The organism is Methylocystis sp. sgz306128 (genome assembly GCF_056032725.1).
Genome location: NZ_JBVYWO010000004.1, coordinates 279,651 through 297,393, shown reverse-complemented (window position 1 = coordinate 297,393; position 17,743 = coordinate 279,651). Strand labels below are relative to the sequence as shown.

Sequence of the window (17,743 nt, the reverse complement as noted above, 5' to 3'; positions counted from 1 at the left end):
ATTTTTTTCAGTTATTTGAATTGACGAGAACAGTCATGCCCCGGTCGCGACGGCGCCGGACAACAGGCGAAAATTTCGCCGCTAGCCTTCGAATTTATTATTTTTCGGGAAGCCCTTGGGTGGCAAGCGACCCGTCTCACCGCGATTACCGATCCAATCCTTCAGATCGTTCTGCGAGACTGTCCAGGTGCGGCCCGAACTGTCGAGCCAGGTCAGGCCGTCGCTCAGCCCGAATGTTTTCACATCGGAAAGAGAGCCATCCCGGTATTTTTGCAGGCGCACGCCCTTGCCCCGCGCCATTTCAGGAAGCTGCTGCAAGGGAAATACGAGAAGCTTGCGATTCTCCCCGATAACCGCGACATGATCTCCAGTCACTGGTTGCATCTGGACCGCGACGGCCGGAGCTTCAACGGAAAGCAAGGCCTTGCCCTTGCGCGTATTGGCGATCATCTCATCCTGATTGACCACAAAACCGCGCGCGTCGCTGCTGGCCACGAGCATTTTTCCGCCGGGCATGAACGGCCGGACAACGGAAATTTCCGAATTTTCGTCAAGGTCCGCCATCAGACGGATCGGCTCGCCCTGACTGCGCCCGCCCGGCAATTTCGCGGCTTCGAGGGTGAATATCTTGCCGTTGGTGGCGAGAACCAGAATTTTGGCGGTCGTTTCAGTAAAGAAGGATGATTTAAGAGAATCATCGCCTTTGAACTGCAGGCTGGAAAGATCGGCGACATGCCCTTTGAGCGCGCGAATCCATCCCTTCTGCGACACAACCACGGTCAGCGGCTCGCGCTCGATCAGCATTTCGGCGGTATCGGATATCTGCACATCCGGCGCCGAGGCAAAGGACGTCCGGCGCTTGCCGATTTTGGTTTCGCCGCTGTATTTCTTGCGCACATCGCGAATCTGCCAGGCAATGGCTTTCCACTGAGCCGGTTCACTGCCGAGCAATTGTTCGATCTCGGTCTTCTCCTTGGTCAGTTCATCAAACTCGCGCTTGATTTCCATTTCCTCAAGGCGGCGCAGCGAGCGCAGTCTGGTGTCGAGAACATAATTGGCCTGATTGTCGGAGAGGGTAAATGTCGATTTCAACATTTCCTTCGGCTCATCTTCCTCCCGGATGATGCGGATAACTTCATCGAGATTCAAAAAGACAATGAGCATGCCCGCCAGTAGTTCGAGGCGGCGCTCGATCTCCGCCAGACGATAGCGCGAACGGCGCAACAACACCGCGCGCCGGTGATCGAGCCATTGCTGCAAGGCCTCATGCAGGCTGAGCACGCGCGGAACCACGCCATCAACCAGCACGTTCATGTTCATCGAAATGCGGCTTTCCAGCTCCGTGAGGCGGAAAAGCGATTCCATCAGCACCACGGGATCGACAGTGCGGGCACGCGGCTCAAGGACGATGCGGATGTCATCGGTCGATTCATCCCGCACATCGGCCAGAAGCGGCACTTTCTTGTCGTTCAGCAGATCGGCAATTTTTTCGATCAACCGCGACTTTTGCACGAGATACGGAATTTCGGTGACGACAATCACCCAGTTTCCGCGCGAAGTTTCTTCCTTATTCCAGCGGGCGCGCGTACGAAAGCCGCCCCGGCCGGTGCGGTAGGTTTCGGCGATGACCTCGCGGCTCTCGATGACTATCCCGCCGGTAGGAAAATCCGGGCCTTGAACAAAAGTCAGCAGCGCGTCGGTTTCTGCCTGCGGATTATTGATGAGATAAAGCGCCGCGTCGCATAATTCCGCAACATTATGCGGCGGTATGGATGTCGCCATGCCGACGGCGATTCCCTGAGAGCCGTTGGCAAGAAGATTTGGAAAGGCCGCGGGCAACACAACGGGTTCTGTCGTATCGGCGGCATAATTGTCGCGAAAATCAACAGCGTCCTCGTCAAGCCCTTCCAGCAGCAACCGAGCGACATCGGTCATGCGCGCTTCGGTGTAGCGGTAGGCGGCTGCGCTGTCGCCGTCGATATTGCCGAAGTTCCCCTGCCCGTCCACAAGCGGATAACGCGACGAAAAATCCTGTGCCAGACGCACCAAGGCATCATAAATTGCCTGATCCCCATGCGGATGGAACGCACCCATCACGTCGCCGACAATTTTTGCGGATTTCTTGAACGGAGCGGCAGGATCGAGCCGCAAGAGATTCATTCCATATAAAATACGGCGATGCACCGGCTTCAGGCCGTCGCGGGCATCCGGCAGGGCGCGATGCATGATGGTCGAGAGTGCATAGGCAAGATAGCGCTCTTCCAGCGCATCACGCAGAGGGATGATTTCAGTTTCGCCCTTGGGCGCCGGCGGATCGATAGTCTTGACCATATCAACGATCTAGCCGAGGCCGCGAGCCAGTGCAAGCTGATCCAAGGGTTAACCGCGTAATGTCAATGTCTGAGCCTTGGCCAAATTATCAAATGCCATCAACTGCCGGATCAGCGCCGGCATGTCCTTCAGATTGACCTGATTGGGGCCGTCAGAAAACGCATTTGCCGGATCGTCGTGCGTTTCAATGAATACACCTGCAACGCCGACGGCGACAGCCGCGCGCGCCAGAACGGCGACAAACTCCCGCTGCCCACCGGAGGACGTGCCCTGCCCGCCCGGTTGCTGGACTGAATGTGTCGCGTCGAAGATCACCGGCGCGCCGGTTTTCTGCGCCATGATCGGCAGGGCGCGCATATCGGAAACGAGCGTGTTATATCCGAAGGAGACTCCGCGCTCGGTGACGAGCACATTCGCATTGCCGGCCCCTGTCACTTTATCGACGACATTGACCATGTCCCACGGCGCCAGAAACTGCCCTTTCTTGATGTTTACGGTGCGTCCCGTCTGGGCAGCAGCAACGAGCAGGTCTGTTTGCCGGCACAAAAAAGCTGGAATTTGCAGCATATCGACAACCTCAGCCACCAGCGCGCATTGTTCACGCTCGTGAATATCGGTGACGACAGGAAGGCCGAACTTCTCCTTGATTTCAGCAAAAACCGGCAAGGCCTCCTTCAGGCCCACGCCGCGCCTGCCGCTCGCCGAAGTCCGGTTGGCCTTGTCGAACGAAGATTTATAAACCAGACCGATGCCAAGCTGTGCGGTGATTTCGGACAGCGCCGCCGCCATTTCCAGTGCGTGCGCCCTGCTCTCCATGGCACAGGGACCAGCAATGAGCGAGAGCGGCAGAGCATTGCCAAATCTGACCATGCGCGCGCCCTGTCCAACCGTTACAATCTCGTTCGCATTCATTGCTCAGCCTCACAAAACTTTTGCTCAGAGCAATATCCGCTTACCTTGCGCGCTGGCAAGCGGAAAGGCGGAGATCAGACCGAGAGATGTTTGCGCACCTCATGTTCAGACATATCGGCTTTCAGTCCAGAGAGCACGACGCGCCCCCGGTCCATGACGGCATAGGCATCGCAAAGATCGCGGGCAAATTCGAAATATTGCTCGACGAGCACAATCGCCATATCGCCGCGCTGCCGGAGATAGTCGATCGCACGCGCGATGTCCTTGATAATGGATGGCTGTATACCTTCCGTGGGCTCATCCAGAATGAGAAGCTGTGGCCGGGTCACGAGGGCGCGGGCGATCGCCAATTGCTGTTGCTGGCCGCCCGAGAGATCTCCGGCACGACGATGCAGCATCTCGGCCAGAACGGGAAACAGGCTGAAAATGTCGTCCTCAACAACCCGCTGGCTCTTTCTAAGCGGCGCAAAGCCGGTTTCAAGATTTTCCCGCACATTGAGCAGCGGAAAGACTTCCCGGCCCTGCGGCACATAGGCCAGACCGCGGCGGGCCCTTTGGTGCGGTTCCAGATGCGCGATGTTTTCACCTTTCCATGTGATCGCGCCCGAAGCAATCCGCTGATGGCCGATAAGTGCCCGCATCAGCGACGTTTTGCCCACACCGTTCCGGCCAAGCACAGCTGTAACCTTGCCGATTTCCGCACGGAGGCTGACCTCGCGCAACGCCTGTGACGCGCCATAGAAGAGATTGATATGTTCGACCTGCAGCATTTTATCGTCCAAGGTAAACTTCAATAACGCGGGGGTCGCTGCTCACCATAGCCAAAGGGCCCTCAGCCAGAACCGCGCCTTCATGCAGAACCGTGACGCGCACATCGAGCGCGCGGACAAAATTCATGTCATGCTCGACAACAACGACCGAATGATCCCGGGCGATATCACGCAGCAGATCGGCGGTGGCTTCAGTCTCCGCATCCGTCATCCCGGCGACGGGCTCGTCCACCAGCAGCAGCTTGGGATCCTGCGCCAACAGCATGCCAATCTCGAGCCATTGCTTCTGGCCATGCGATAAATCTCCTGCAAGACGCTGGCGCTGACCTGTCATCCGGATGGTTTCGAGAATGGAATCCCCCCGCGCAACAGAGTTTTTCGCTGATTTGCCCAGCAACGTGGCAAACGGGCCGCGCCTGTCACGCAAGCTCAGCAGAATATTATCCTGCACCGAAAGACTCTCGAAGACCGTGGGCTTCTGAAACTTTCTGCCTATGCCCAACTCGGCTATATCGGCCTCATCCAGCTTGGTCAGGTCATGTTGCCCATCGAAAAAGACTTCGCCGGCGTCGGGGCGCGTCTTGCCGGTGATGACATCCATCATCGTTGTTTTGCCTGCGCCGTTGGGGCCGATAATCGCGCGCATTTCGCCGGGCGCGAGATCAAGCGACAATCCGCGCAAAGCCTTGTACCCATCAAAGGAGACGCTCACGCCGTCGAGATAGAGCATTGAGCGCGCCAGTCTGGTATTGGTCATGGCTTCACTCCCGCTGTCTTTAATATTTTCAACCTGTTGGACCGCAACTGACCCCAGAGTCCGATCACGCCTTTGGGCAGGAACAGGGTAACTCCGACAAACAGCAGGCCAAGCGCGAACAGCCAGTATTCAGGCAGGCTGCCCGTAAAAAATGTCTTGGCGAAATTGACCAGAACAGCGCCCAGCGCCGCGCCCACAAGCGTGCCTCGCCCGCCTGTTGCGACCCAGATAACCGCTTCGATGGAATTTGCGGGTGCAAATTCGCTCGGATTGATTATGCCGACCTGCGGCACATAAAGCGCGCCCGCAAGACCAGCCATCATCGCCGAAATCACGAAAATGCACAGCTTGTAATGCTCGACTTTGAAGCCCGTGAAGCGCACTCGCGATTCCGCATCGCGGATGGCGACAAGCACCTTGCCAAACTTTGACGTAACGATGGCCCTTGCCAGAAGAAAGCTTCCTGCAAGCGCCAGCGCAGACAGTGAAAACAGCGCCGCCCGCGTCGGGTCGGCCTGGATGTTGAAGCCAAGAATATCCTTGAAATCCGTCAGGCCATTATTGCCGCCAAAGCCCATGTCGTTGCGGAAAAAAGCCAGCAACAGCGCATAGGTCATAGCCTGCGTGATAATGGACAGATAGACTCCGTTGACCCGGGAGCGGAACGCAAACCAGCCGAAGATAAAGGCCAGCAAACCCGGTATCAGCAAGACCATCAGCATGGCGTAGGAAAAGGACGAAAAGCCCCACCAGGTGAAAGGCAGCGTTTTCCAGTTGAGAAACACCATGAAATCGGGCAGGTCCGGATTGGCATAAACGCCGCGCGTGCCGATCTGGCGCATCAGATACATGCCCATGGCATAGCCGCCAAGCGCAAAAAAGGCGCCGTGTCCCAGAGAAAGGATGCCGCAATAGCCCCAGACCAGATCAAGTGCCAGAGCCAGCAACGCATAGCAAAGATACTTACCCAGCAGGGCGACAAGATAGGTGGGCACATGCAAGGCCGAACCATCTGCAAGCACGAGATTGAGCAAAGGCACAATAACTGCCGCGGCAAGCAGCACCAGCACGAAAGCGACGCTGCGCCGGTCAAGAAATGTGAATTGATTTTTCATTCAGGCCTCCACCGCCCGGCCCTTCAGCGCAAACAGGCCGCGCGGACGCTTTTGAATGAACAGGATGATGAAGACGAGCATGACAATCTTGCCAAGCACAGCCCCCGCGACCGGCTCAAGCAGCTTGTTGGCGATGCCGAGGCCAAATGCTGCGACCAGCGTACCCCAGAGATTGCCGACGCCGCCAAATACCACGACAAGAAATGAATCGATTATGTAGCTTTGTCCCAGATTGGGCGAAACATTGTCGAGCTGCGACAGGGCTACCCCGGCCATGCCGGCAATGCCTGAACCCAGCCCGAAGGCGAGCGCATCGACCCGGGAAGTGGCGATGCCCATGGCGGCGGCCATGCGACGGTTTTGCGTTACGGCCCTCACATGCAGGCCAAAGGGCGTGAACCGCAACACCGCAAGCAGGGCCGCAAAAACCGCAATCGCAAAGACGATGATCCACATTCTTCCTGCGGTAATGGTCAGGCTTCCTAGATCAAGTGAACCGGCCATCCAATGCGGCGCGGCAACCTCGCGGTTATTTGCACCAAAAATTGAACGGACAGCCTGTTGCAGAACGAGCGAAAGCCCCCATGTGGCGAGAAGTGTCTCCAGCGGCCGCCCATAAAGAAAGCGGATGATCGACCGCTCGATCATAATACCAACTGCACCGGTGAACAGAAAGGCCAGAGGCAGCGCAATCGCCAGCGACCATTCAAACAGACCCGGCGCATGGCCACGAAGCCATTCCTGCACCGCAAAGGTCGTATAGGCCCCAAGCATGACCATCTCGCCATGCGCCATATTGATAATACCCATGACGCCAAAAGTTATTGCAAGGCCGATTGCGGCCAGCAGCAGCACGGACCCGAGCGACATCCCGTAAATAATATTTTGAACATTGCTCCACAATAACAGAGTGTTATTGATGGAATTCAATGCACTTTGTGCGGCGGCTCTGACCTTACCTTCCGAAGAATTGACCACCTGCGTCAACAGATTGACCGCATCCTGATCTCCACGTGCCGACACCACATCAATGGCCTTCAGGCGTTCGAGAGTGTCCTTCTCACCAACGAGAACAAGAGCGGCCCGCGCCTCGTTCATCGAGCGGCGGATGCGCGGGTCTGTCTCTTTGGCAAGCGCTGCGTCGAGGCTAGCGAGCGCCGCATAGTCTCGTGTTTTGAAAATCGCCTCGGATGCCTGCAGGCGGCGCGCCGGATCATCGGCTTGTAATGTCAGGGCCCCGTGCGCCGCGTCTATCGCGCTGCGTACCATATTGTTCAGGCGAACCTTCTTGAGCCCCGGCGGGACATCAGCGACATACTCACCCGTTCTGGCAATATGAAATTTGCCGCCCTTGTCTTTGAAAAAGATCGTCCGATCCGGCGCATACAGCAGTCTGCCGTCGCCAAGCGCCTCCAGAATCTGATCCGCGTCCGGCAAGCCAGACCCCGGCAAAGCTGAGACCCCGGCAACAGTCTCCGGGAATTTATCGGCCGCAAACCGTTCGAGCAAACCGTCGGCCGGATCAGCGCGGACAGGTCCGATCAGACATAAAAACAGGACAGCCGAAAGGCTGACAAAGAAAGAGCTAATGCGCGAGTTCATGATCATCCGCCGGTAGTTGGGGAGGCAGTTCACTGCCTCCCCTTTCAAATGCGTTGCGTTCAGACCTTGCCGCCGCACTTTCCGGTCACGACGTTGAAATTGCCGCAATTGAGCGGCTTACGCCAATCGGAGATGAGATCCTTTGAACCCGGCAAATAGTCGGACCATTCGTCGCCAGCCACTTCGCCCGGCGATTGCCAGACCACATTGAACTGGCCATTGCCTTGAATTTCGCCCACGAACACCGGCTTCGTGATGTGGTGGTTCGGCATCATGGTGGCGTAACCGCCGGTCAGATTGGGAACGGTGACACCGATTGCGGCATCGAGCACGGCATCTGTATCGGTTGTTCCGGCCTTTTCTACCGCCTTGACCCAGATGTTGAAGCCAATGTAATGGGCCTCCATCGGATCATTCGTGGTGCGCTTGTCGTTCTTGATGAACTTGTGCCACTTGGCGATAAAATCTTTGTTGGCAGGCGTATCGATCGATTCAAAATAATTCCAGGCGGCGAGATGGCCGACGAGCGGCTTGGTATCGAGGCCGGCGAGTTCTTCCTCGCCAACGGAGAATGCGACAACCGGAATGTCCGTCGCCTTGATGCCCTGATTGCCAAGTTCCTTATAGAAAGGCACATTGGCATCGCCATTGATCGTCGAAACCACGGCCGTCTTTTTGCCCGACGAGCCAAACTTCTTGATGTCCGACACAATTGTCTGCCAGTCGGACTGGCCAAACGGCGTATAGTTGATCATGATATCTTCTTCCTTGACGCCCTTGGCTTTCAGATAGGCTTCAAGAATCTTGTTGGTGGTGCGCGGATAGACATAGTCTGTGCCGGCAAGCACCCACCGCTTCACGGCGCCGCCATCCTCGCTCATCAGATAGTCGACAGCGGGAATGGCCTGCTGGTTTGGCGCGGCGCCCGTATAGAAGACATTACGCTGCGACTCCTCGCCTTCATATTGAACCGGATAAAACAGAATGGAGTTGAGCTCCTCATACACCGGAAGCACAGACTTGCGCGAAACCGAGGTCCAGCAGCCGAACGTGACAACAGTCTTGTCCTTAGAAATCAACTCGCGCGCCTTTTCGGCAAACAGCGGCCAGTTCGATGCCGGATCAACAACCACGGGCTCAAGCTTCTTGCCCAATAAGCCGCCCTTCTTGTTCTGCTCCTCGATCAGCATGAGCATTACGTCTTTGAGGGTTGTTTCGGAAATGGCCATGGTGCCCGAAAGCGAGTGCAGAATGCCAACCTTGATTGTGTCGTTGGCGGCAAAAACCTTTGATGAAATGCCGCTTGCTGCCGTGCCTATCAAGGCGCCGGAAGCTGCCAGAAAATTGCGACGCGAGAGAACCATGTGACGACCCACCATTATTGGATGCGCGACTTGGCGCATCAGTTGAAGCTGTGTCCAGGAGGACAAACCCAACAAAGCAAGTCACGTGCCATTAAGGGGAAATCGTCTTAAGTTATTGATTTATTATCATTTAAATTTTTGAATTATATATTTCGAAATGTTGGTGCAATTTGTGCCTAAAAATAGCGCAGTTGATTTGCCGAATTGATCAATACTTCGCCATATCCTGATAAAAACTATGTTTTTCTGATCGTCCGCTTCAGTGTCTCATACCTGGATTCTGTGCAATTAAAGGGCGCAGCGCGAAAGTTGCATTAAATTTCGTTAATTTTGCACTGCGACATAAATTGACCAAAAACATATCCGAGAATTTGCGGGTCTCTATATTGGAATCCTTTTTATGGCTCAGAACCTCCACTCGTCACCAACCGCCTATAGCGGCCTCACGCGGGCGCTTCACTGGCTAACAGCCCTTGCGGTGCTGCTGGCGTTTATTTCGGGTGAAGGCGGCAGCGTGCAACGAGTTTTTGCCGACCAGAATCGCAGCGCTCTGATTCTCCATGAAACTCTCGGCATGGCGGTTTTTACGCTTACGCTGCTTCGTCTCTTGTGGCGGACGTTTGATCGGCAGCCACAGGCTGTGCCTATGCCGCGGTGGATGACGCTCGCAGCCCAGTTAACGCATTATGGACTATATGCGCTTTTGCTCGGCGTCCCAGTTTCGGCGATAATTGGCAGCGGTCTGACCGGCCATGGCGTCTTCATTTTTCTGGCGGGCGAATTTGCCTTGTCGCTGCCCGAAATGATGAACCTTGGTCGATGGACGCTTGAAATACATACCCTGCTTGGCGATGCCATAATGTGGCTGGCAGGGATTCATGCCGCAGCGGCCTTGTTCCACCATTACGTACTTGCGGACGATGTCCTGCGTTCCATGCTTCCGGAACAGGCGATGGCGCTCCTGAACCGGCTGGATAACCGGTTTCGCAGGCTCATCACGAACCAATAGACTGCAGCCTGCCTCCGAAAAATTGGCGCGTCCTGCTCCGGACTCAATGACTTTAAAGCGGAATTTTTGCCTTGCCTTCGAGGACGTACGCCGATGACGTGTGTCTCAATTTATGAAAACGCGCCCAATTTTTTTACCCTGCCGGATATCAGGCGAATGGCATTCCAAAATTTATGGCTCAGTTGTGAAATATATTAATTACACTGAAGTATTTAAATCGGCGTGTAATTAATAGTTAATTAACCTGATTAAGCAGAAATTTTAAATAATTTGAATATTGCGCATTCCCAATTCATGCGGATTGAAATTTTTCGAATTTTGCGCTACAGTTTGACCAATATTTGATCAGACATTTCTTTCCGTAATTGGGGGCTTTCATGAAAATGAATTTTTCAGCGCACAAAGTGTCGGTTTCTGCCGTGATAGCTGCATCGCTTTCGCTTGCTGGTGTTGCGGGTGCGTCGGCTATGGAATCGAGAGGACATCAGAATGAATTGGTGCCCCCGAATTTTAATCTGGTTCCGAACGGAAAAGGACGCGGCGTTATTGACCCCACCGGCAAGTCGGCACGGGATGCCAAGACTTTCTCGCAAACATCGACTAATGGCATCAATTATCACGGCGGCCCGGTGATGCTGGATACAGCCGCAGGTGCACCCAACGTTTATTATATCTGGTATGGAGACACCACCAGCGGAACCAACGGAAACAACAATCCCGTCACATGGAACTCCAATACCGCGACGACAATTCTCCCAACTTTCGCCAGTGAGATGGGTAACAATACGCCCTACTTTAAGATAAACGCCACCTATTATTACGCCAATTCATCAGGGACAAAAACCTACCTCAGCGGCAGCGCAAATCTGAAAGGCCAGGCGCAGAGCGCCGATTACTCCAAATTCGGCAATTCACTCACCGATGCCAATGTTCAGCAGATCGTGGCTGACGCTATCAATGCCAAACAAGTTCCGAATGACACCAATGGCGTGTACTTCGTGCTGACCGCCAAGGGCGTCAACGAAACATCCGGCTTCTGCACCTCTTATTGTGGCTGGCACACGCATGGCCTGCTTAACGGCTATGACATCAAATATTCCTTTGTCGGTAATCCGGACATGTGTCCCTCGGCCTGCGAAGCACAGACCAACAGTCCCAACGGCAATTCAGGCGCGGACGGAATGGCCAGCATCATCGCGCATGAATTGAGCGAGGCTGTTACCGATCCGGATCTGAATGCCTGGTACGACAAGCGCGGCTATGAAAACGCTGATAAATGTGCCTGGAATTTCGGCACGACATCGAAAACCTCGGGTGGCGCGCTTTATAATGTCACGTGGTCGAACAACATCTATCTCATTCAGCAGAACTGGAAGAATGCAAACGGCGGTTCTTGTGCTCTGCAATAAGGTGTGAGCGTTATTTCCGCAGCCATATTTAAGTCCGATTGCGGGTGCTGAATTTGACAATGAAGATAAGCATGTCTGTGCGATTGATGGCTTCCCTGGCATTGGCAATAGCAATTCCAGCTTTTGCCAATGCACAATCGGTGCGCAGCAACGTTCCCGTCATTACCCGCCTCGTTCAGGAATATTCCGATTATGAGGTGCGGTTGTCGCAAGCAATCGGACAAAAGGACAAGGCGGAAATCGACAAACTGGTTGCCGATAATTTTGAAATGCGCACACCCGGACATACCGGCGACCCTGTGCCGCGAGCGGCCTGGCTTGCACAATCGATCAGGAACCCCGCCCCATTTGTCTCAATCAGCGACATGGCGGTGCATGATCTTGATACGGTTCGCATTGTCAGTTTCACGCTCACCACGTCCAGCGATAAACGCCGCGGGCAAAATTACATGATCGTGGATGTCTGGAGCCAGAAGGATGGGCACCCGATACTCGTCGTGCGCTATGCCGCCGCCAGCAGTACGGCAACCGCGCCTATTCCGGGAGAAGCAGAGCAACCTGTTATCAATAAAAAATATTGATATTACAGAGCATTGTCTCGGAAACGAAACGGCTGATTGCTTCAACCGGGTTTCATTGCCTTTGAATGCGCAGGTTGGATGGCAAGCACGATCAGCGCGACAACGCAGACAACAATTCCGGCATAAAATGTAAATCTGTGTCCTAGTTGATCCCAAAGCAACCCGGCCAGCAGGCTGGCAAAAAGCATAGAAACGCCGCTGACAAGATTGAATACGCCAAAGGCCGTACCCCGCAGGTCGGCCGGCGCGACATCGGCCACCATGGTCGCCAACAGGCCCTGCGTCATGCCCATGTGCACGCCCCATATGGCCACACCGATCAAAATGACGCTCCAATGCCGCTCTGAGGCCAGAACCGCATCTGCCAGAATAAGAACGCCAAGACCCAGCGCCAGCAGCCTGCGATGACTGAACTGATCCGCAAGCTTGCCAAACGGATAGGCCGTCAGCGCATAGATCACGTTCATTGCGACCATAACCAACGGAACCCAGGCGATTGGAATACCGCTCTGCTGCGCGCGCAGGACCAGAAACGCCTCGCTGAAACGCGCCAGTGTAAATATTGCCCCGATGGCAACGACCCACCAGTAGGATGCGTTCAGCCGCGCCAGATTTTCCCGGCGGATCGGGTTTTGCCGCTTTTCATTATGAAGACGCTGCGGTTCTTTGGCGCCAAAAGCCAGCAGCGCCACGGATATCAACCCGGGGATAACGGCAAACCAGAAAACGGCCCGAAAATTGTCGGCAAATATCAACATCAGGATCACCGCGAGAATTGGGCCAAGGAAGGACCCCACCGTGTCGAGCGATTGCCTTAGTCCGAAGGCCGCACCGCGCAATTTTGGCGGCACCATGTCAGCGATCCATGCATCGCGCGGTGCGCCGCGGATGCCTTTGCCTATCCTGTCGACGATTCGCGCGGTGAAAATGAGTGATATTCCCGGCGCCAGAGCAAAAAGCGGCTTGGACAAAGCACCCAGCGCATAGCCAAAAACAGCAAGAGACTTTCGTTGCCCGAGGTAATCACTCAGAGCGCCAGAAAAAATCTTGACGATCAGCGCGGTAGATTCGGCCACTCCCTCGATCAGTCCGACCTCAAGACCGCTGGCACCCAGAACGCCGATCATGAACATCGGCAGCAGGCTATGGATCGTTTCTGAAGAAATATCCATGAACAGGCTTACCAGTCCCAGCACCCACACGCCGGATGGAATCTGCTTGAGCGTTGAATAGCGCGGCTTGGACTGCATGAGAACATCTGACTACGGAATGTACCGACATTCAAGTGAGCAGGCTTGACCGCTGCGGGTTCCGTCATCAGTTTAAAGCCGCTCTCCACCGGCTTTCCACGTTCGGCCCCGAAACTGGCACCTGCCTGCAATTCCAGCGGCATACCGGCAGCGCTGGACAAGCAACAAGAGCTAAATCATTGAAAACCGTACATTTTTGAACGATTTGGAACAGCTGCGAAAGGGAGAGTGGTGGCCAGAGCTGGAATCGAACCAGCGACACTGCGATTTTCAGTCGCATGCTCTACCAACTGAGCTATCTGGCCAACGCCGCGAAGCGAAGTTGCCGCTTTATAGAAAGCGAATTCGGTCTTGTCTACCCCATTTGTGCAAGATCGATGACACGAAATTGCACTTCTTCACGCCCGCCCCAATGATTCAGAGAAAGGCTGCCGGCAAGCGCCAGAGGCATGGAGGTTTTAGCCGTCGAAAGCGCTTCTCCCAGGGCCGTATCGACGGCGCGGAAGGCAATGGCCTTGACGATGGCACCATCTGCGGCGCGGGCGCGCAGGCGAAGATGTCCTGTTCCAACCCGCGCGACATCGATGATTCGCATATCGGGCAATACGAAGACAGGTTCAGGACTGGCCGAGCCAAAAGGCCCGGCCCGCTCGATCTGCCGGAGCAAATCCACATGAACCGCACGTGCGTGCAGCACGCCATCGATCGAAAGATGGTTTTGGGCCCGCGACTGCGCAACGGCATGAGCCAGATTTTCAGACATGAACGCACGGAACTCGTCGAGCTTGCTGCGCTGCAGGGTAATGCCGGCAGCCATGGCATGCCCCCCGCCCTTAAGCGCCAGTCCTTTTTCAACGGCGAGCCGTACCGCAACGCCGAGATCAACCCCGGCAATCGAGCGTCCTGAACCCGTGCCGGTTTCCCCGGTCCAGCTTATAGAGAACGCGGGCAGGCCGAATTTTTCCTTGAGCCGCGCTGCGACAAGACCCATGACGCCGGGATGCCAGCCCTCATCACTGACAACGACAACGGCGCTGGAGGGCGCCAGCCGCTCCAGATGCAGCATCGCCTGCACTTCTGCTTCTTCGAGCGCAGCCGCCTCGATGGCCTGGCGTTCCCGGTTGAGGTGATCCAGCTGGCTGGCGAGCGCGAGAGCCTCTTCATCCCGCTGGCTCGTGAGCAGCCGGACGCCCATTGCCGCATCGCCGATCCGCCCGCCGGCATTTATGCGCGGCCCCAACAAAAAGCCAAGGTGATAGGGCGTGGGCGGACCATCAAGCCGCGCAACATCCATAAGGGCGCGCAGCCCATGCCGCGCCCTGCCCCGCATGACGGCCAGACCCTTGGCGACAAAGGCCCGGTTAAGACCAACGAGCGGCACCACATCGGCGACCGTGGCAAGCGCCACAAGATCAAGCGCCGCAAGCAGATCCGGCTCCTCATGCGACGCCCAGAAATCCCGTTGGCGCAAAGCGCGCGTCACGGCGACAAGGGCCATATATGTGACGCCCGCCGCGCACAGATAGCCCAGACCGGAAATATCATCCTGCCGGTTTGGGTTTACGAGAGCCGCAATGGACGGAAGATGTTCGGGAGCCTGATGATGATCGATAACCAGCACATCCAGCCCCAGACCCGCCGCTACCGCGAAAGGCTCAAAACTTGTCGTGCCGCAATCGACGCAAACGAGAAGGCTCGCACCGGCCTTGGCCAAGGCCTTCACTGCTTCAACATTCGGCCCGTAGCCCTCGAATATGCGATCCGGAATGTGAATGATTGTGGTGCAGCCCAGCGCGTCAAGATATTGCGCCATCAGCGCCGCGGAACATGCGCCATCGACATCATAATCGCCGAAGATAGCCACGGTCTCGCGCCGGATAACCGCTGCTGCAATGCGATCAGCCAGTTTGCCCATGTCGACCAGACCATCGGGATCCGGCATGAGGCGCCGCAGGGTCGGATCGAGGAAACTTGCTGCATCCGCCGCCTGAATGCCGCGCGACGCGATTATCCGCGCAACGATTTCAGGAATATCGGTCGATTGAGCAATCGCCAGCGCTTGTGCATCCTGCATTGGCGAGAGCCGGCTGCGCCAGATCTTTCCCCGGGCGGATGATCCGAATCGTACAGACAGATCAGAATGGTCAGCCAACACGCGCTCCGTTACCCGGGCTGGTTAATGTGAACCAGCCCGTTTGCTGTTCCGACAACATATGGATCAGACAGCGCCATGAAGCCGCCATCAATCGAGCCGGAATTTGCCCATTTCACGATGCTCAGCCCGGATGCGGCGCACAGTGCCTGTCAAAGAGCGATAAATCACTGTTTCGGTTTCAATCACGTCACGATGGAAGCGAACGCCATCGATAAGCGCACCGTCCGTAACGCCGGTGGCGGCTACAACAACATCACCGCTCGCAAGTTCCTTCATATCGTATTTTTTTCTGGGGTCTTGTATCCCCATCGATGCTGCCCGCTCGATTTTGGCCTGCGTATCGAGGATCAGGCGTCCCTGCATCTGGCCGCCAACACAGCGCAGCGCCCCGGCTGCCAGCACACCCTCCGGCGCGCCGCCGCTGCCCAGATAAAGGTCTATTCCCGTCTTTTCCGCCTGCGTCGTGAAAATAATTCCAGCCACATCGCCGTCCGTAATCAGACGAATAGAGGCCCCGGCCTTGCGGCAAGCCTCGATAAGGTCGTGATGGCGCGGACGATCCAGCACCAGCACCGTAATTTCACTTGGTTTTACGCCCTTGGCCTTGGCCAGGGAACGAATGTTTTCCTCGGGCGTCCAATCGAGATCCACTGTGCCAGCAGGATAGCCTGGGCCGATGGCGATTTTATCCATATACACGTCCGGCGCATTCAGCAGCGAGCCCGCTTGCGCCATAGCCATGACAGCGATCGAACCCGGCATGTCCTTGGCGCACAGTGTCGTGCCCTCCAGCGGATCGACAGCGATATCAACCCGTGGACCAGTTTTCGTGCCAACCTTCTCGCCAATGAACAGCATTGGCGCTTCGTCGCGCTCGCCCTCGCCGATCACGATCGTGCCGTCAATCGGCAGGCGGTTAAGCTCGCGGCGCATGGCATCCACTGCGGCCTGATCGGCAGCTTTCTCATTGCCGCGTCCGCGCAGCCGTGCGGCCGAGACCGCCGCGCGCTCCGTCACGCGTACAAGTTCGAGAGTGAGGATACGTTCGATTATATCCTGCTGTTTGATGACAAGATCGGTCATGGGCCTTGATTTCCTCCTAAGTGCGCCAATCACTCGCGCTCGATACGGATGACTTGCGGTAGTTGAGCGATTGTATTGTCTTTGACAACTTGTTCCAGTGCCTCACGCACCGTTGTTTCAGTTGTAGCATAAGTTATCAACACCACCGGCACGGCCGCGCCCGGCTTGCTGGCCTGAGCCAGCGAAGTTGAGCGCTTCTGCATGATGCTTTCCAAGGATATCCCACGCTCAGCCATGCGCGTCGCGATGGAAGCGACGGCGCCCGGCCTGTCATGCACCATCAGCCGTATATAATAGCCGCCCTCGTGGCGCTGCATCGGTATGCGCTCAACCACGGACAATTCGCCTGTCGGCAACCCGAAGGGCGCCGAACGGATGCCACGGGCAATATCGGCGATATCCGCCACAACGGCAGAGGCCGTCGCCAGACCACCGGCCCCCGGGCCGACCAGCGTCAGCTCTTTCACAGCGTCAGCATCGATGGTCACGGCATTGAGCACGCCCATCACCTGTGCGATCGGCGAAGATTTCGGCACCATCGTCGGATGAACGCGCTGTTCGATGCCGTTTTCAGTGCGCTGGGCAACGCCGAGCAATTTGATGCGGAAACCGAGCTCATCGGCGGAACGCAAGTCTTCCAGCGTGATCGATTGGATGCCCTCGATATGAACCGCTTCGGCATCTATCGCCGTGCCGAAGGCCAGCGAGGTCAGGATCGCAAGCTTATGCGCCGTGTCGAAGCCACCGATATCAAAGGTGGGGTCGGCCTCTGCATAGCCAAGGCGCTGCGCCTCGGCCAGGCAATCGTCAAACGAGAGTCCCTCCTGCTCCATCTTGGACAGGATATAATTGCAGGTCCCGTTGAGAATGCCGTAAACGCGCTGGATCGAATTGCCCGCAAGCCCTTCGCGTAATGTCTTCACAACGGGAATGCCGCCTGCGACGGAAGCCTCGAATGAAAGCGCCACTTTGTGCGCTTCAGCCAGATGCGCGAGGGCCATGCCGTGCTTGGCCAACAGTGCCTTGTTGGCTGTGACCACGCTTTTGCTGCATGTGAGAGCCGCTTCCACTGCCGCGCGCGCCGGCCCCTCATCGCCGCCGATCAACTCAACGAAGAGATCAATATCATTGGCGCAGGCAAGCTGCACCGGATCGTCAAACCAACGCATATTGTCCAGTGCGACACCGCGGTCACGCTGCCTGTTGCGCGCGCTTACGGCGGTGACAACAATTTCGCGTCCTGTGAGCTTGGTCAGGGCCGTCGACTGATTGCGAAGCAACTGAATGACGGACGCGCCTACGGTGCCGAGGCCTGCAATGCCAACGCGAAGCGGTGAGGACATGAGAAAAACCTGAGTTGATGAAGTAAATCGCCGGGGAACCGACGCGTTGCTTGTGCCTGATT

General features: G+C 56.2%; 14 protein-coding genes and 1 tRNA gene. 3 read left to right on the top strand and 12 right to left on the bottom strand.

Features of this window, described 5'->3' with window-relative positions; genetic code table 11:
• Positions 1 to 81 precede the first annotated feature (81 nt).
• From parC to urtA, 7 genes are all read right to left on the bottom strand, one after another.
• Positions 82 to 2,331, bottom strand: a complete 2,250-nt coding sequence (parC, locus tag AC0N03_RS09225; protein ID WP_474288396.1) for a DNA topoisomerase IV subunit A — start codon at positions 2,329 to 2,331, stop codon at positions 82 to 84.
• Between the two features lie 48 nt (positions 2,332 to 2,379).
• The gene (gene kdsA, locus AC0N03_RS09220) at positions 2,380 to 3,243 is read right to left on the bottom strand and encodes a 3-deoxy-8-phosphooctulonate synthase (protein ID WP_474288395.1); all 864 of its coding nucleotides are present in this window, start codon (positions 3,241 to 3,243) and stop codon (positions 2,380 to 2,382) included.
• Positions 3,244 to 3,317: 74 nt separating this feature from the next.
• Complete coding sequence (urtE, locus tag AC0N03_RS09215; protein WP_474288394.1) at positions 3,318 to 4,013, bottom strand: urea ABC transporter ATP-binding subunit UrtE; 696 nt, start codon at positions 4,011 to 4,013, stop codon at positions 3,318 to 3,320.
• Position 4,014: 1 nt separating this feature from the next.
• Complete coding sequence (gene urtD / locus AC0N03_RS09210; protein ID WP_474288393.1) at positions 4,015 to 4,770, bottom strand: urea ABC transporter ATP-binding protein UrtD; 756 nt, start codon at positions 4,768 to 4,770, stop codon at positions 4,015 to 4,017.
• Entirely contained in the window at positions 4,767 to 5,885 is a 1,119-nt protein-coding gene (urtC, locus tag AC0N03_RS09205; protein ID WP_474288392.1) for an urea ABC transporter permease subunit UrtC, read from the bottom strand. The genes urtD and urtC overlap by 4 nt, the downstream gene beginning before the upstream one ends.
• Positions 5,886 to 7,487 (bottom strand): urea ABC transporter permease subunit UrtB, encoded by a 1,602-nt coding sequence (gene urtB / locus AC0N03_RS09200; RefSeq protein ID WP_474288391.1) that lies wholly within the window; start codon positions 7,485 to 7,487, stop codon positions 5,886 to 5,888.
• Positions 7,488 to 7,546: 59 nt separating this feature from the next.
• The gene (urtA, locus tag AC0N03_RS09195) at positions 7,547 to 8,851 is read right to left on the bottom strand and encodes an urea ABC transporter substrate-binding protein (protein WP_474288390.1); all 1,305 of its coding nucleotides are present in this window, start codon (positions 8,849 to 8,851) and stop codon (positions 7,547 to 7,549) included.
• A 400-nt stretch (positions 8,852 to 9,251) separates the two neighbouring features.
• Between urtA and AC0N03_RS09190 the strand changes: the two genes are divergently transcribed.
• The 3 genes from AC0N03_RS09190 (at position 9,252) to AC0N03_RS09180 (ending at position 11,850) form a co-directional block, all read left to right on the top strand.
• The gene (locus AC0N03_RS09190) at positions 9,252 to 9,860 is read left to right on the top strand and encodes a cytochrome b (RefSeq protein WP_474288389.1); all 609 of its coding nucleotides are present in this window, start codon (positions 9,252 to 9,254) and stop codon (positions 9,858 to 9,860) included.
• A gap of 377 nt (positions 9,861 to 10,237) precedes the next feature.
• Positions 10,238 to 11,269 carry a hypothetical protein gene (locus AC0N03_RS09185; RefSeq protein WP_474288388.1) on the top strand — a complete coding sequence of 344 codons (1,032 nt, stop codon included), beginning with the start codon at positions 10,238 to 10,240 and terminating at the stop codon, positions 11,267 to 11,269.
• A gap of 71 nt (positions 11,270 to 11,340) precedes the next feature.
• A complete protein-coding gene (locus tag AC0N03_RS09180) occupies positions 11,341 to 11,850 on the top strand; it encodes a nuclear transport factor 2 family protein (RefSeq protein ID WP_474288387.1) in 510 nt (169 codons plus the stop codon).
• Between the two features lie 41 nt (positions 11,851 to 11,891).
• On the opposite strand, the gene AC0N03_RS09175 is transcribed toward AC0N03_RS09180, so the two are convergent.
• The 5 genes from AC0N03_RS09175 to AC0N03_RS09155 form a co-directional block, all read right to left on the bottom strand.
• Positions 11,892 to 13,100 (bottom strand): MFS transporter, encoded by a 1,209-nt coding sequence (locus AC0N03_RS09175; protein WP_474288385.1) that lies wholly within the window; start codon positions 13,098 to 13,100, stop codon positions 11,892 to 11,894.
• Positions 13,101 to 13,329: 229 nt separating this feature from the next.
• Positions 13,330 to 13,405, bottom strand: a tRNA-Phe gene (locus tag AC0N03_RS09170).
• Positions 13,406 to 13,455: 50 nt separating this feature from the next.
• Positions 13,456 to 15,255: a single-stranded-DNA-specific exonuclease RecJ gene (recJ, locus tag AC0N03_RS09165; RefSeq protein WP_474288384.1), complete on the bottom strand. Its 1,800-nt coding sequence runs from the start codon at positions 15,253 to 15,255 to the stop codon at positions 13,456 to 13,458.
• 87 nt (positions 15,256 to 15,342) lie between these two features.
• Positions 15,343 to 16,338 carry a class II fructose-bisphosphatase gene (gene glpX, locus AC0N03_RS09160; protein WP_474288383.1) on the bottom strand — a complete coding sequence of 332 codons (996 nt, stop codon included), beginning with the start codon at positions 16,336 to 16,338 and terminating at the stop codon, positions 15,343 to 15,345.
• Between the two features lie 29 nt (positions 16,339 to 16,367).
• Positions 16,368 to 17,681 carry a homoserine dehydrogenase gene (locus AC0N03_RS09155; protein WP_474288382.1) on the bottom strand — a complete coding sequence of 438 codons (1,314 nt, stop codon included), beginning with the start codon at positions 17,679 to 17,681 and terminating at the stop codon, positions 16,368 to 16,370.
• Positions 17,682 to 17,743 lie beyond the last annotated feature (62 nt).